15 protein-coding genes are annotated in these 16277 nt (G+C 26.7%); 4 read left to right on the forward strand and 11 right to left on the reverse strand.

Annotation, left to right across the window (positions count from 1 at the left end; all coding sequences use genetic code 4):
- The first annotated feature begins 19 nt into the window (after nt 1-19).
- The 4 genes from AB5V95_RS00690 to recU all read left to right on the forward strand — a co-directional run bounded on the left by AB5V95_RS00690 (nt 20) and on the right by recU (nt 3776).
- Nucleotides 20-595 (forward strand): hypothetical protein, encoded by a 576-nt coding sequence (locus AB5V95_RS00690; protein ID WP_369085985.1) that lies wholly within the window; start codon nt 20-22, stop codon nt 593-595.
- Nucleotides 588-2423, forward strand: a complete 1836-nt coding sequence (locus AB5V95_RS00695) for an MAG3240 family lipoprotein (RefSeq protein WP_369085986.1) — start codon at nt 588-590, stop codon at nt 2421-2423. Before AB5V95_RS00690 ends, AB5V95_RS00695 begins: the two co-directional genes overlap by 8 nt.
- On the forward strand, nt 2413-3201 hold the full coding sequence (locus AB5V95_RS00700; RefSeq protein ID WP_369085987.1) for a hypothetical protein: 789 nt from the start codon (nt 2413-2415) through the stop codon (nt 3199-3201). Before AB5V95_RS00695 ends, AB5V95_RS00700 begins: the two co-directional genes overlap by 11 nt.
- Nucleotides 3202-3275: 74 nt before the next feature.
- Nucleotides 3276-3776, forward strand: coding sequence for a Holliday junction resolvase RecU (recU, locus tag AB5V95_RS00705; RefSeq protein WP_369085988.1), 501 nt, complete (start codon nt 3276-3278; stop codon nt 3774-3776).
- On the opposite strand, the gene AB5V95_RS00710 is transcribed toward recU, so the two are convergent.
- The 11 genes from AB5V95_RS00710 to AB5V95_RS00760 all read right to left on the reverse strand — a co-directional run bounded on the left by AB5V95_RS00710 (nt 3777) and on the right by AB5V95_RS00760 (nt 15821).
- The gene (locus AB5V95_RS00710; RefSeq protein ID WP_027122671.1) at nt 3777-4064 is read right to left on the reverse strand and encodes an HU family DNA-binding protein; all 288 of its coding nucleotides are present in this window, start codon (nt 4062-4064) and stop codon (nt 3777-3779) included. It lies immediately after the preceding gene.
- A 27-nt stretch (nt 4065-4091) separates the two neighbouring features.
- A complete protein-coding gene (locus tag AB5V95_RS00715) occupies nt 4092-5081 on the reverse strand; it encodes an NAD(P)H-dependent glycerol-3-phosphate dehydrogenase (protein ID WP_369085989.1) in 990 nt (329 codons plus the stop codon).
- Between the two features lie 2 nt (nt 5082-5083).
- Nucleotides 5084-6406, reverse strand: coding sequence for a ribosome biogenesis GTPase Der (gene der, locus AB5V95_RS00720; RefSeq protein WP_027122669.1), 1323 nt, complete (start codon nt 6404-6406; stop codon nt 5084-5086).
- A 1-nt stretch (nt 6407) separates the two neighbouring features.
- Complete coding sequence (gene cmk, locus AB5V95_RS00725; protein ID WP_369085990.1) at nt 6408-7463, reverse strand: (d)CMP kinase; 1056 nt, start codon at nt 7461-7463, stop codon at nt 6408-6410.
- A gap of 15 nt (nt 7464-7478) precedes the next feature.
- Nucleotides 7479-8450: a hypothetical protein gene (locus tag AB5V95_RS00730; RefSeq protein WP_369085991.1), complete on the reverse strand. Its 972-nt coding sequence runs from the start codon at nt 8448-8450 to the stop codon at nt 7479-7481.
- Between the two features lie 79 nt (nt 8451-8529).
- Complete coding sequence (gene topA / locus AB5V95_RS00735) at nt 8530-10374, reverse strand: type I DNA topoisomerase (RefSeq protein WP_369085992.1); 1845 nt, start codon at nt 10372-10374, stop codon at nt 8530-8532.
- A gap of 65 nt (nt 10375-10439) precedes the next feature.
- Nucleotides 10440-11552 (reverse strand): molecular chaperone DnaJ, encoded by a 1113-nt coding sequence (gene dnaJ, locus AB5V95_RS00740; protein ID WP_369085993.1) that lies wholly within the window; start codon nt 11550-11552, stop codon nt 10440-10442.
- Nucleotides 11553-11612: 60 nt separating this feature from the next.
- The gene (gene prmC, locus AB5V95_RS00745; protein WP_369085994.1) at nt 11613-12320 is read right to left on the reverse strand and encodes a peptide chain release factor N(5)-glutamine methyltransferase; all 708 of its coding nucleotides are present in this window, start codon (nt 12318-12320) and stop codon (nt 11613-11615) included.
- Nucleotides 12320-13399, reverse strand: coding sequence for a peptide chain release factor 1 (gene prfA, locus AB5V95_RS00750; protein WP_369085995.1), 1080 nt, complete (start codon nt 13397-13399; stop codon nt 12320-12322). Before prfA ends, prmC begins: the two co-directional genes overlap by 1 nt.
- A gap of 138 nt (nt 13400-13537) precedes the next feature.
- Nucleotides 13538-14125 (reverse strand): hypothetical protein, encoded by a 588-nt coding sequence (locus AB5V95_RS00755; RefSeq protein WP_369085996.1) that lies wholly within the window; start codon nt 14123-14125, stop codon nt 13538-13540.
- Between the two features lies 1 nt (nt 14126).
- Nucleotides 14127-15821: a DUF262 domain-containing protein gene (locus tag AB5V95_RS00760; protein WP_369085997.1), complete on the reverse strand. Its 1695-nt coding sequence runs from the start codon at nt 15819-15821 to the stop codon at nt 14127-14129.
- Nucleotides 15822-16277 lie beyond the last annotated feature (456 nt).

The raw sequence follows: 16277 nt of genomic DNA on the forward strand, positions 1-16277 counted from the left end.
ATATATTGGAGAGAGAAATATGAAAATCAAAAAAAATATATTAGTTGCTTTGTCTTCTATATCAATTACTATGCCAATTATTGCTATTAGTTGCTCAGTTAAAGAAAAACAAGATAGTGATAAAAATATAGTTTCCGAAAATTCATTGCCAACTATAAATTCAATTGATCGAGGTTTAATAGGAGAAGAATTGAAAGCTCGTGTTGCAGAGGTTATTCAAGAATCAACTTTTAGTCTTACTGACAAAGCTAAAAAAGAATATGAATCACTTTCTAAAATAGAAAGAGATGAATATATTTTGAAATTGTGAGAAAAAATTCAAAACGATTGATTTAATGATAATCGTGATCATTTAGAACGTCCTGCATTTGATGCTTATACAGTTAATAAAGATGGTTTTAGTGAGTATTTGAATATTCATATTCCAAATTTATTCTATTTTGAAAATAACCATGAATTTCATTGTTATTTTGGATACAATGCCGAAACTAGAAACCTTTTTTATTATTTTAAAATTAAATGTCTTGATGGCAAACAAACCGAAGGAGATAAGTTTGTTTATTTAGATCTTCCTGGAAGTGATAGTAATGACTAAAAAAATCTTATGGCTTGCGCCATTAGTTTTTTCTATTCCCGCAACCGCTATATCGTGCATTCAAAATCAAGAGTCTGAAGCCAATATTGATGAAAGTATTGTTAGAAAAAGTTATTTATCAAAATTAAATTTGCAGCAAATTGCTTCGCTTAACAATATTGACAATTTTATTTATTATGTTGATAAGTCTAATCAAAAAATATATTTAAAAAATGCCATTGCAACTAGTGATGGATATTTAATATTTGAAAATAGCGAAAAAAAATACAAACCAGATTTTAAATTTAAATCATCTTGAGAACAAGTGATTAGTCAATATGATAATATCAAAATTCAAAACCTAAAAGAAGATAATAATATTGAAACTTTGTTTACAGAATATGATTTTGACGTTATTAAAAAAGTAGGTCACTATAGCGATGGTTGATTTTATTATTTATCGAATTTAAAAAATATCGATAAGGACTTTTATCGCATTAACAACCCTTATTTTTTTGATTTTCAAACAATTATTTTTAGATTCGTTGAAGATATGAAAAATAATAGTGGTTTAATGAATTTAAGGAATTCTAAATCAAATACTGACTATTCAATTTTAGAAAAATTGTTTAAAAATAATTATATTCAAGCTTCAACTTGATTGTCAGAAAAGTATGAAAATTATCGTGATATTTTTATAAAGTTTTTAATTGTTTATTTGAATAAGTTTAATTTAAATATTAAAAATATTGAAATAGATTGAGCTAATTCTAAACAATTACTTAACCAAGACGGAGCTTATCACTTTATTTCGTTTAAAATAAAATCTATTGAATTAAATAATCATAAATTTGTTGATAAAAAATATTTTGAAAATAAGAACTTTTATATAAATAATTTTAGAAATTACCAAACAAATTTAAAATTTGGAGTTGGTATTGATGGACTTGATGAAAAACATCCTTTATATAGTGATTATGTAGAAAATCCATTTCTATTTTTCAACGATTTAAAATATTTAAAAATAACTCAAGGTATTAATCACTTTATTAAAGGTTATGATTCAATTGATTATTGAAATTCTCGCGGATTAGTTTATTTAATAAATAAGTTTAAGAATAACTTATTGCATCTTAATATTCCGAATAATAATCAGCAATCAGATTTAAGATATGAAATTGACCGTGCTTTGTTTAGCAATTATTATCAAACTTCTCAATTAATAAAGCTATATGTAAATGTTATTAAAAAAGATAATTCAAAACATAAATATGTTTTATTAAGTTCAAATTTTGATGATCATGGTCATTTTTTAAAGGGCATAGCTTTAAAAAATAAACCTGCTGATACTTTGCAAAGTCAAGATTACTATGTTTTTAGAGAAGGCCAAAAACAGGAACTAACTTCAATCGATTTCTTTGATTTTATTGACATGGATAATAATAAACCATTCAAAAATCTTGTTAAAAGAGCGCTTAAAAATGTTTATAAGCTATGAGAAGATAGAATGAATATTGATGTTAAGAATTTAGATATTGAAAATGAAGCTTTATTAACAATATCAGCATATTTAAATAATTATTTATTAGCTTATGCTTTAGAAGTTAAAGATAAAATAAATACTGGTGTTAAGAAAATTGAATTATCAAGTATCACAGATAATCAAGATGGAACGGCTACATTGAAATTTGATTTTTATAAGTTTATAGATGATAATGACATTGAATTTTATACCGAAAATGAAAAACCTTCTTTTTATATGGAAATTAAAATAAAGGGATTTAAAAATTATCAAGGCAATGACATAGATGAATTTGAATTAATTAAAAGAGGTAAATATGAAAATTAAAGTAAAACTTTTATATTCATTAAGTTCTTTATTTTTATCTACATTACCAGTTATTGCATTGTCATGCGAAAAGAATGATAACAATATTAATAAAACTGAAAATAGTTTAACAACTTTAAATCAAGATGCTGAATATGTAAACTATTTTAATTCTAAATTCGCTAATAAAGCAATTGAAATAAAAAAAATATACCGCTTATTTAATGCTGATTATTACTTTTTTTATAAAGAATATAATAATTTATCAACTTGATTGTTCGAATTAACAAAAGAACAAAGTATTGAAGCATTAAAAAATAATTTAGAGCTTTATTTTAATGAAAATTTTAGTATTGAATCAAAAACAATAAAGGATTTTTCACTTAAATTAGCAAAGTTAAACTGAATTTTAAAAGAACTATATTCAAGTTTATCTAATCTTAATTTTGTTTTAGAAAATTATGAAATTAAAACAACGAACCTTGATGAATTCAAAAAAGAAGTTGATAAAAATTATAATAAATATATTTATGACAAAAACTTTGAGTTTAATTTTTTTAAAAGTTATAATATCCCAATACTTAATTTGAATACCGAATTAGATGCATTGATTAAATCTATTAATCAAGATATAAAAAATAATAAATTAGATGAATTTTTAGCTTCATATAATAAAGCTAAAGAAAATATTTATGATAATGCAAACCACATTAATTTAGATATTAATTTTTTAGTGATTTATAAAACATTAACAGATTATAAAGACAAAGATTATCACATGTCTTCTTTACTTGAATAATAACGAGCAGTGCTCGTTTTATTTTGCGAAAAAATAGCGAAATCAAAGTCACATTTTAGTGTTTAAATATAAATATGGAAAATAAAAATAAAGGAATGTTATTAGAGTCAATTATTAATGCAACTAATCATTTTTATTTATTAAACAAAATTGCATTAATTCATAAAAAAAATCTTGATGTTAAATTTAAAGGAGTTGATCTAAAAAATAATAAACTAGTTTTAAAAGATGCTTCAATTAAGTCTAAAAGCACGGTTGATTATTATGGAATTTATCAAGGGAAGTTCATTGCCTTTGAAGCAAAAAGTACTGAAGAAAAGAACTTTGTTTTAAAAAATATTAAACAGCATCAAATTGAATATTTGAATCAGGTTGAATATTTTGGGGGTTTTGCTTTTTGAATAATTTATTTTAAAATTCAAAACGAATTTATTATGATTGGACATAGAAGACTTATTGAAATTATTAAAAATAAAAAAACGCTCTCGCATGATCTTTGCAAGCGAAACGGCGTTATTTTATCTTTAACATTTCCTGGTATATTAGATTTTATTGATTATTGTTTTAAAATCTAATTACTTAGAAAAATTTTTATTTAAATTATTTTTATATGTGGCAGAAAATTTAAATCTTGGGTCTAATTTTTCTGAAACATCAATGGTTTCTTTAGTAATGTTATTTGTTTTGGTTCTGGCTTTGACGATTTTTGAAGAAAACGTCCCTAATCCAGTAATCATAACATTTTCACCGTTGCTGATTTGTTGCGATATTACATTTATGATTTCTTCAAATGTAGATTCTACTGAAGCTTGTGGAAATCCCGTGTTTTCACTTACTTGGGCGATTAATTCTTTTTTATTCATATTTATACCTCTCGTTTTTTATTCTTATTATTCTGATTTTAAAGGACGAGCCATTAAATTATTAATAACTTGCTTAGCGTCGTTTTTTAAATAAATAATTTTATATAAAGATTCAATAATAGGTAATTCCAATATTTGATCTTTAATATATAAATTATAAATTATGTCGATAGATTTTAAACCTTCAATTGTCATTCTTTCTGAATCAAAGTCTTTATTGAAATAATTTTTTCCAAAAGTATAATTGCGCGATTTGTCAGACAAAGCAGTAAGTATTAAATCTCCTAAACCTGTTAAACCGTAAATGGTTTCTTTATTACCACCAATATATTCTGTATATTGTTTAATTTCGTTCATTGCTTTTGTTAATAAGGCGGCTTGAGTATTTGATGAGTAACCCAGACCTTCAAGCATTCCCGAAGCTATTGCAATCATATTTTTAAAAATTGAACCTGCTTCAGCGCCCTTAACATCATTTTGAGTATAAACTCTAAAATATTCATTAGAAAATAGATATTGAACTTTTTTAGCTAGTTCAATATTATTAGATACTGCATCAACTAGTGTGATATTTCTTTTGACCATATCGATAGCAAATGATGGGCCAATAATTGAAACAATACCTTCAATATTTTTATTAAGTTTTGTAAGTTCTTCCATTTTTTCATGAACTGATAAATTACTATCAGGTCAGAAACCTTTAGACACATTAATAATAATTACCTTATTTTTTACTTTAGATGTGACTAATTCAAATACTGATGGAATAAATTTAGTTGGAATGGCAAATAAAATGTATTTAACATCATCTATTGCCTCATCCAAGTCGGTTGTTGTTTTAAGTTTGGGAATGATTAATTCTTCTGAAAAATATTTAACATTTTTGCCTTGCTCTAAGTCACTTAATTCAATTAAATCAATGCCATAAACTTTTAAATTATGTTGATTATCTGCTAAAACTGTTGCGCAGGCCGTTCCCATTGCTCCGCTTCCCAAAATTGCGATTTTTTCAGACATATCTACTCCTCGTTTTTCTTATTCTTATTACGCAATATTAATTCAATTGGTGTTCCAGAAAAGTCGTAGTTTTCTCTAATTTGATTTTCAATATATCTTAAATATGTAAAGTGAGCCAAATCGGTATTGTTAACAAATAAAACAAATGTTGGTATCTTTGCTTCAACCTGCTTACCAAATGTAATTGATAATCTACGGCCATTGATAGAGCTAGCTGGCCTGATCATCTGAGCAGTCATTAAAACGTTATTTAATTGATTTGTGTTTATTTTTCTTGAAATATTATCTTTAACACGGATAATTTCGTCTCTTAATTTATTAATACGGTTATTGTTTTTAGCAGAAATGAATACAATAGGAGCTCAATCTACGAATTTTAATTTTTTAGCTAAATTCTTTTTGAATTCGTGCATTGTATTTGTATCTTTTTCAATAAGATCTCATTTATTAACAATAACTATCATTGGTTTTTTTAATTCGTAAGCAATTCCAATGATATTTTGATGGAAGTGACTAACTTCGTCGGTGGCATCTAGTAATAATAAACATAAGTCAGCATCTTCAATTGACTGAGTCGCTCTCATCAATGCATAATGTTCAATGCTGTCTGTTAGTTTGCTTTTTCTTTTTATACCAGCTGTATCAACCACTTCAAACTCTGTACCATTTACTTTTATAATCGATGAAACTGAGTCACGAGTTGTACCTGCTACATCACTAACTATTGAACGATTTTCATTAGCTAATGTATTTAATAAAGTGCTTTTTCCAACGTTTGCCTTTCCTAATAATGCCAATTTAAAATGTTTGTCATCTTTTGTAGATGAAAAATCTAAGTGCGATAATATTCCATCTAGTAAATTACCAACTCCATCACCATGAATGGCACTGATTGGAAAAATTTCAGAAAATCCTAGTGAATAAATTGAATTATCGAAATAATCAACTTTATTTCCTTCTAATTTGTTAATAGCTAATAGAACTGGTTTATTTGTTTTTCTTAATAATTGAGCAACAAAATAATCTTCAGAAGTTAAACTATCACGTCCATCAATTATAAAAACGATAACATTAGCTTCATCGATAGCGATTTGCGCTTGAATTTTAATTTGTTCTTTGAAGTCTTCATTTTCGATTGTTATTCCGCCGGTATCAACAATTCTAAATTCTTTACCAGCTCAGGTTGCATCTTCGTATAATCTATCTCTAGTAACTCCTGGTGTGTCATAAACGATAGATTTTCTTTTATTGATAATTTTATTAAATAGTGTACTTTTACCAACGTTTGGCTTTCCTACGACTGCAACAATATTTTTTAGTGCCATATTATAACCTCTTTAAAACTTCATTATACATAACTTCAAAATTTTCTTCAATGCTCATATCGGTTGTATCAATTTCGATACTTCCTTCGCTTACTTTAAGAGGGTCGATTTTACGATTCATATCGTTATAATCTCTAATTTTCATAGATTCTAAAACTTCTTCATAATTTGAAATGATTCCCATTTCTTTGTCTTGTCTAACTCTTCTTAATGCTCTAATTTCAGGAGTAGCTCATAAAAAGAATTTAACTTCAGCTTGAGGTAAGATTCGATAAGTTGCATCACGACCATCGACAATAATTCCTTTATATTTTGCTCCGAATGTTTGAATAAAGTGGTTAACTTTTTCCCGTACCGACGCAAATTTAGCAATACTTGAAGCTCCTCTTGAAACGTTATCTTCACGTATTTTAGTTGAAACATCTTCATCTTTAAAAATGATACGATCGTCTTCAGTGACGTGTAGATCTTCGATGTTTCATGCTTCATTAACTGCTTTTTCATCTTCTAAATTGATATTGTTAATAATGGCATTATATGCGACAACACGATAAAAGCTTCCGCTACTTAAAAATTTATAGCCAAGTTTTTTAGCCAACATATTTGACATTACTGTTTTACCAACGCCAGAAGGTCCGTCGATTGCGATGTTTATTCGTTTACTCATTTGCTTCTCCTTGTTTTTAGTTAGTTTTAAATCTATTTTTTTTAAATTGTTTAGTAATTTAGTTTCATCTTCGTTTTTTAAAAAATAATTAATATCAAATTCTGAATCAAAATTACCATTTGTTTTATCTAATGAATTAATTAATTTAATTATTTCACTTTTGTCAAAATTTTCTAACAATTCAACAGCATCGATTTTTTTATTTTCGATTGAAATTAATAATTGTTCAATATTTATATTAAGGTCGATATATGGATTTTGATTTAAATCATCTTTAATATTAAAATACTGATATATTTTAGCAAAAAGCTCAGCATGTTTTTTGTAATTTTTAAAACTTTTATTTAGTTCTTCAGATAAGTTTTTTTTATGTTTTTTTAAATCATTCATATTAACTTATTTTTATTATACATTTGTTATTGTGAATATTTTTTTACGACCTTCTGAACTAATGTTTCTATTTTCTTTATTAACATATTGATATGTAAAGCTTAATGTGTTTAAGCTTTTTGAAGGGTTTCAAACTACTGCTGGTTGATTATCTTCGATATATGGCTCGATACTAAACTTGTCTGCGGGATAAATATCGGGATAGGCATTTTCTTTAGTTATTGAATTTCTAAACCATTCAAACATTTCATTTCTAAATAACTCTGATTCAAAATTATTTTTATATTTATGGATAATATTACCAGCCTCTTTTAATAAAGCTTCCTGATTTGAATAAAATTGAGTGCCTTGATTTCATTTTTCTTCATTGGTTAGAATTGTAATGGTTTGCGTATTTTTAAAATAATATTTTGATTTTGAACTACCTTTTATTTTTTGGCTTTCAAAATCGCCACGAGCATAATCATAATTTAAAGTAATTTCAAAAGTAATATCAACTTTATTAGGTTCATCTGATAATTTAATGTCTGAATATTTTAATTTAAGAAATTTAATCCCATTAAAATTGCGGTCATTTTCAAGTCTAGGCGCTAAAAATTCATTAGGGTCAAATTGTTTAGGCATATTTTCCTTTAATTTTTCTAATTGTTTTTTAGTTAATTTAGCTTCAGGATCTGATAATTCAGGATGGGAGTCTAAGTAAGCTTTAACAGCGGTATCGGCTTGATATTTTTGTTTGTTAAAGTTTTGAACTAATAATTGAGCACTTAATGGTCTAATTAGAACATCGTTAATTTTAATTTTCTTAGCTGTTTCTAAAAAAGCATCTTTGCTTCAGTATTCTTTTTGAACTTTTTGACTGTTTTTAATTACAAAATAAATTGCGCCACCAATTGAAGCAGCAATTAGCGTTGGTCCTAGCGTTCAACTTAATGCGCTGATAACTCTGCGCTTATTAGTTTTTTTAGCAGTTTTAGTTTTTTCCATAATAGTCAATTGTATAGTAAAAATTCCATTAGCGCCCTAAAATAGCTTATTTTTTATTTAAAAAATAAAAAGCCGGATATTATTCGGCTTTTTTAGTGCTTTTTCTAAAATATTTACGTTTAGGTGTTTCGATATTTCTGATGTATCTGCAATTTGGGAAATTTGAACAACCAATAAATTTTTGATGTTTAGCTTTGGTATAACGATATATTAATGTTGAACCACATTCTGAACATTTTTCATCAAGTGATTCTTGTGGTAGAACTGTAATTTCAATGCTTTGACTTGCATCGTCTAAATTTTCATTAAACTTATGTCAAAAATCTTCCATTAAAATTTTGTAATCTTCTTTGCCTTCTGAAATTAAATCAAGTTCACTTTCAACTTTAGCTGTATATTCTTCATTAATTGTATTTGGGAAACCTGTTACTAATTTTTCTAAAACAACTTTTCCAAAATCAGTAGGATGTAAAACATTATTTTTAGTTTCAACGAATAAACGATTTTTAATTATATTAACAGTTGAAGCAAAAGTTGAAGGTCTGCCGACTTTAATGTCATCAAGTGTTTTAATTAACGAACCTTCGTTATATCTTGCTGGAGGGTTGGTTTCTTTATCTGATTTAAAGAAATTTTCTACATATAAATCATCACCAATATTATACTTAGGTAATGGTTTAGCAACTTCATAGCCACTTATTTTGTAATAACCGTCAAAAATAACTGTACTATATGACATTCTGAAATAATGATTTTTGTTTTTTAATTCGTATTGGTGAACTTCTCTTTTTGGAGAATTCATTATTGCCATAATAGCCTTATCATAAATTAATTTATAAATATAGCTATCTACATCATTTAAATCATGCTCAACTTTAGCTTTTTCAGGAGTTAAATAAATATCGGTAGGTCTGATGGCTTCGTGGGCATCTTGAGCCCCTGAAAATCCTTTAATTTCATGAGCTACATATTCATTACCAAAGCGATTGGCAATATATTCTTTTGCTTTTTTAACAAATGCATCACTCATTCTTGTTGAGTCAGTTCTTGGATAAGAAATTAACCCTGCTTCGAATAATTTTTGTGCGCTGATTTGGACAACTGAAGATGAATATTTAGCCTCTTTATATAACACAGATTGCTTAAATGGGGTAATCATAGATTCTGATCTTTGAGATATTTTATAATCAGAAACAATTAGATGTGGGTCTAAATTTAACTCGTTAACTATTTCAATTGCGTGATCACGATTTATTCAAGTATTTTCACCTTTAAAATCAGGGTTTTCTTTAAAAAAGAAATTAGCCGATATTTCTTTTGTGATAATTGCTTCAATTTTTGAATATAAAACAGGATTGAATGCTTCGATTTCTTTTTCTCTATCAACTACTAATTTTAAAGCAATTGATTGAACTCTTCCGGCTGAAGGGGTGGTTGGTGTATTTTTAACCTTACGTTGCATTAGTTGAGATAATTTAAAACCAATGATTCTATCTAACATTCTTCTAGCTTTTTGAGCGTTAACTAAACTTTTATCGATTTCTAAAGGATTTTCAATAGCATTTTCAATTGCTTCTTTGGTAATTTCATTATATTTAATTCTCTTATATTTATTTTCAACTTTTAATGTTGAAACTAAATTGGCCGCAATTGCTTCACCTTCGCGGTCAGGGTCAGTTGCAATTAAAACTTCGTCAGCATCTTTGGTTGCGGCTTTAAGCTCTGAAATAATTTTTTTCTTAGCTGGATCAGCGACCATATTTGGCTCTCAGTTTTTAAAATCTATTCCTAAATTTCCTTCGCCCCTTGTTGATAATTTTAAAATATGACCGATACTTGAAAGTACGGTTACATTCTCGCCAACATACTTTTGAATTGTCTTAACTTTGTTTGGTGATTCGACTATCATTATCTTGTTACTCATCTTAACCTCCGTGCCGTTTGATGATAATATAATAGCATAAAGCCATAACTTCAATAAAAAAATGACTAGAATTTATCTAATCACTTCTTGTAAACTTCATCTTTTGAGTTTTCGAATATTTCTTTTATTTTTTCACTATCAGAGTTTTTAAATTCTGGAATATAAGGTTTAATAGTAATGATTAAGTCACCTTTTTTATTAGTGTTTATTATTGGAAAACCGAAACCTTTTAGTGTAATAATGCCATCTAGTTTCATATTTTTGTTAAGTTTAATTTTTTGATTTCCATAAGGTGTTGGAATCGTGATTTCTTCTTCTAAAATAATAGATTTAATAGAAATAGGGACATTTAAAATTAAATCGTTATTGATTCTTTCGAAATTAGGATCAGCTTTAACATTGATATTTATATATAAATCGCCGTTTGGTCCACCATTAGGTGAAGGTTCACCAAAGCCTGATAGCATAATATTTTGTCCGCTAACAACTCCAGCTGGGATTTCAATTTCTTGAATGACTTGTTTTTCTTCGTATTTTTTGCCCTTGCAAACTTTACATTTATTTTTAGCAATTTTTCCTTCACCTTGACATTTTGAACAAATGGCAACAGTTGAGAAAAATCCCATGCTTTGTTGAACTTGCCCCGCTCCACGACAATTATCACAAGTTACTAAATCATTAGGATCTTCAGAACCAGTTCCTTTACAATGTGAACATTGTTCTGCCTTGTTTAATTTTACTTGAAGTTTTTTGCCGAAGATTGCGTCTTTAAAATCAATTGTTAAACGAGTTTGTTGATCATCGCCCTTTTGTTTATAGTTTCTTTTTGATTTTTTATTAAATCCGAAAATGTCTTCAAACGGATTTGATCCACCGAATCCGCCAAATGCACCTTTAAAATTATCAAAAAATGAGCTAAAAATATCTTCATTATAGTGAAATGAATTTTGATCAAATGCTCCATGTCCGAATTGATCATATTTATTTCTTTTTTCAGGATCTGATAAAACTTCATAAGCTTCTGTTGCTTCCTTGAATTTTTCTTCAGCTCCAGCTTCTTTATTTCTATCAGGATGATATTGCATTGCTAATTTTCGATAAGCTGATTTAATCTCTTTTTCAGTCGCATTTTTAGAAATGCCTAAAACTTCATAATAGTCTCTTTTTTTATTTTCCATAATTTACAATTTTAGCACAAAAATTAAAAGAGTGCTAAATAATTAAAAAAAGCCAGAATCTTAAAGATCCTCAGCTTTAATGATGGCTATTCTTCATTTATTATTTATATCTTTTAAACAAAGTGCTTTATATTGATATCTTTGCTTTAAATAATTATATGAGTTATCATCTATTTCAAATATTAAATAACCCTCATCGTTTAAATATTTTTTAGCATTATCACATATCTTTTTATAAAAGTAAATACCCTTATTTTTAGCAAAAAGTGCTTTTTTAGGTTCGTGTCTTAGTGATGAGTTAAATTTATCTTTTTTATTTAAATAAGGTGGGTTAGAAACTATTAAATCAAATTTACAATTTACATTTTTAAATAAATTTGATTTATAAATTTTTACGTTATCAATTTCATTTAATTTAGCATTGAATGAAGTTTGTTTTAATGCTTGCTTGCTGATGTCAACTAATTCGACATTGCAATTAATATTTTTAGCAATTGCCAGACCAATAAAACCTGAACCGCATCCAATATCCAAAACTCTGCTGTTTTTATTTAAATAAGGATAACATGCAATAATAACTTCTTCGGTTTCATATCTAGGGATTAAAACTTTATATCTTAAATCAAGCTTGACATTTTGCATTTCTTGCATTCCAATAATTTTTTGAACTGGAATGTCTTTTTTTAACATTTTAAGCTCTTTTTTAGATATAAAAAGAGGTAATCCATAACGCATTTTTTCGCGTAATAAGACCTCTTTTTCAATCATTATAAACCAGCCTCTTGAATTTTTTTAGCTTTTTCATCAGCAATCATTGCTTCGATAATTTTATCTAATTCACCTTCCATAACCACTTTTAATGAAGTTGAAAAACCAATTCTATGGTCAGTAACTCGGTCTTGAGGGTAGTTATATGTACGGATTTTTTCACTTCTATCCCCAGTACCTGCTAATTTTCTTAAACCACTTTCTTCAGCTTCTCTTTTATTTACTTCAATTTCATATAGACGTGATTTTAAAACTTTCATTGCAGTTTCTCTGTTTTGGATTTGACTTCTTTCATCTTGTGATGTAACAACAATCCCTGATGGTTTGTGTGTTATTCTAACAGCTGAATCTGTTGTATTAACTGATTGTCCACCGGCACCTGAAGATCTAAATACGTCAATTTCAATATCTTCTGGCTTAACTTCGATTTTAATATCATCATCAACTTCAGGCAATACTGTAACAGTTGCAGTAGAGGTGTGCACACGACCTTGAGTTTCTGTTTGAGGAACTCTTTGAACACGGTGAACTCCTCTTTCGAATTTTAGTTGTGAGAAAACTTTTTCACCCTTAACACTAAATACTATTTGACTAAATCCACCAGCTGAACCATAAGTTGAGTCAATAACTTTAACTTTAAAGCCTTTACTTTCGCAGTATTTTTGATACATTTTAAATAAATCGCCAGAGAAAATATTGGCTTCATCTCCACCGGCTGCGCCACGGATTTCCATGATAACATCACGCTTGTCATTTTCATCTTGAGGTAATAAAAGTTCTTTAATTTTTTCTTCAAGTTCTTCCATTTGAGAAATTTGATTATCAATATCAGCTTTTGCTAATTCTATTAATTCTTCATCTTTTTCATTTGCTAATATATCTTTAGACATGATGTGTAAATCTTCAATATCTAAATACTTTTTAAAAGCTTCATAAATTTCTTCTATATTAGAACGTTCTTTGCTTATTTTTGTATATTGTTTTATATCGCTATAAACTTCTGGATCATTTAGTTTATTGCTTAATTCTTCATATTGCTTCTTAATTGAAAGCAGTGATTCGTACATATTCTTTTCCATAATGTCAATATTATAACAAATAAGATTAATTTATAGAAGTTAAAATTACGATACTTTATAGTTCTAAATTATTCATAATTTATTAATTCTTTAATGAAAAAATTACACCAGTTAAACCGATGTAATTTTTTGACTATACTATCAAACGTTATTGCTTTGTCTTCTTAATTCTTCATCAACTTTTTTCTCGATAACTTTTAATTCTTGCTTCATTTTTGTTTTATTAAATATATTAGATCCATAAGATTTTGTTGCATCTTTTTCTAGTTTTTTTCTTAAAGACTCGTTTTTTACTGATCTAATTTTTTCCATTAATGGTTTTAAATTTTCTTTGGCTAATTTGGTGTGATTTTTACTTAATAAAAATATAACAAAAGCAATAAAAGCAAATATAATTATTGCCAATCATATTGATAAAAAAACTGTGATGAATACAAATATTTTTGAGAGAATATATTTGTTTCTTATCTTTATCGAATCAATTTTCTTTAATTCTAAAGTTAATAAAATAGCCAAACTAAATGAACTAATATTAAATAAAATTGCAAATATGAATAATGCGATTCCTGCTCCGCCTGGGTATACTTTTGGTATCGTCATTGATAAAAAAGAAATATCTACTTGCTTTGCTACATGATAATATCCGGTCGAAAAAGGATGCAATAAAAATGCTAATAGGGCAAAGGAATATGATAAACCGAAATAAAGTTTTATTTTATTATTCATATTAATCCTTTGTTATTTCTTTAAATCTTTGAACTAATTCATTATTTCTATTCTTGATATCATTTATTGTTCAATAATCATTTTTAAGTTGTGAGATTTTTATTGCAGATCTAAATTTTGTTGCTTTTTTGTATTCTTCTTTTTTTAACTTAAATCAATTATCAGAAGCCTTAATATTACTTCTTTTGTCTAGAGGAATTTTGTTTCCGATTTGTTCATATAATTCTTTATTTTCTTCATCGAATTGTGCATGAGATTTAGGCAAAATATGTTCTATTTCTCATTTGGCTGGCAATATATCAATCTCTTCTTGATCACTTTGTGAATATTCAAACATTTTTATAATCATGCTTATGATTTTTACATTTGGACTTTTGATTTTTTCCATCACATCATTCGAATCTTTTTTTTCTAATTTAGAAAAATCAAACTCATGGCCTTTTATTATGCTTTTATTTAGTAATAAAATACCGTGTTTAATATCGTTTATTGAAGGAATTAATAAATATCTTGTAACGATTCTATTTCTTAATTTTATTAATAAATCAAGATATTCACTCGTATCATCATTATAAATTTTTTCTTTATTTTGTAAATAGTATATTAAAGCTGGGTATTTACCAAAATCATTAGAGAAAGAAAAAATAATATCCAGTTGTTGTCTGATCTTCAAGTTTAAGTCTTTTTCTTCATTTAAGTTATTTAACATTTTTAGAAATGAAATAATATTTTTGATATTTTCCATCATTTTGTCAAAAATATCTTCAATGTTATTTTGTTCTAGGTATTTTAATATGTATTTTCTTAATCCTGGCGTGGTGGTGTCGGTATCTCCGGCTTGTGCTCTTAAATAGAACATATAGTATGAAAAAACATCATTTAATGTCTTATTCATTGAAACACAATCGGATTCTAATTCTTTTCATTTTTCAATGAATATATCTTTTTTCTCTTTATCCTTTAATAAGTTATATATTTTTGCTTTAAAAATATCTGCATCAGAAAGAGGAATTCCTCTATTGTTAAGAGTTTCAAAAACCGTCATAGCAGATTCTTGGGATTGCGAAGATACATTAAAGATAAGTGTTTTTTCTAATATGGTATTAAAAAAGTTAAATATCCCCTCGATTTCATTTTTTGCTTTTTCTTCAATCAACTCTATTAATTTTGCATAGTTTTTCGAATAATTACTTTTACTCTTTTTGTTATATTCACCACTTTTGATGATATTTTCAAAATCTTCTAAATTACTTTGCATTACTGAAAAATTTTGAATAGACATTGAATTTTTATCAATTTCTTTTGTATAATCATTTGAAATATTTCAAATACATTTTTCAATGTCCATTGCTAAATTTTTAGTATTTGCACTATTAGTGTTCTCGCATTTTTTAAGAATTGCTCTTAAAAGTAGAAAAATGGTCGTTATACGTTGTTGTCCATCGATAATTTCTCATTTTCCATCTTCATTTTCAAAAAAAACAATCGAACCTAAGAAATACTTCTCCTTTGAATTTGGATCTTCAATTATTTTTTTGTAAAATTCCCATAAATCAGTAAATAATTGTTCGGTTTGTTCTTCTCCTCATGAATATGGTCTTTGATATTCAGGTATTAAAAAATTATGCTCTTTAGAAGCTTTTTGAAATAAATCTATAATTGTTTCACTTTTTACATCTATTTTGTTTTGTGTCATATATTTCCCTTCTCCATGAAAATATGCCAAAAAACACCTAGTTGTTAGGTGTTAATTTATTGTTAAATTATCTATTAAGAGTCTACTCTCTCTGTCTCTCTCTCTCTCTCTCTCTCTCTCTCTCTCTCAATCTTATTAAAAGAGGATTAGGGAAAGAGAATGTATTTAAAGTTCCCTTTGCATCATTCATGGTAATATAATTATAATAAATTTCTTTAGATATTGACATATCGAAAACGTGTTTTGGTCATTTTTTTATAATATTTTTTTGTTTATAGATTTTTTTATTTAAAAAAAGAGTTTAAAATTTATTTTTTGGATATCTGTATTTTTTTATTTATAATTAAATTACTATGAATTTTAGAATTCTCTCTCTCTCTCTCTCTCTTATAATCTATTTAAGAAAAAAAGAAAGTCAATGAATAATATTGCCACAAATATAGTGGCTTTTTTGCT

Source organism: Metamycoplasma spumans, assembly GCF_041026625.1.
Taxonomy (GTDB): domain Bacteria; phylum Bacillota_I; class Bacilli_A; order Mycoplasmatales; family Metamycoplasmataceae; genus Metamycoplasma; species Metamycoplasma spumans.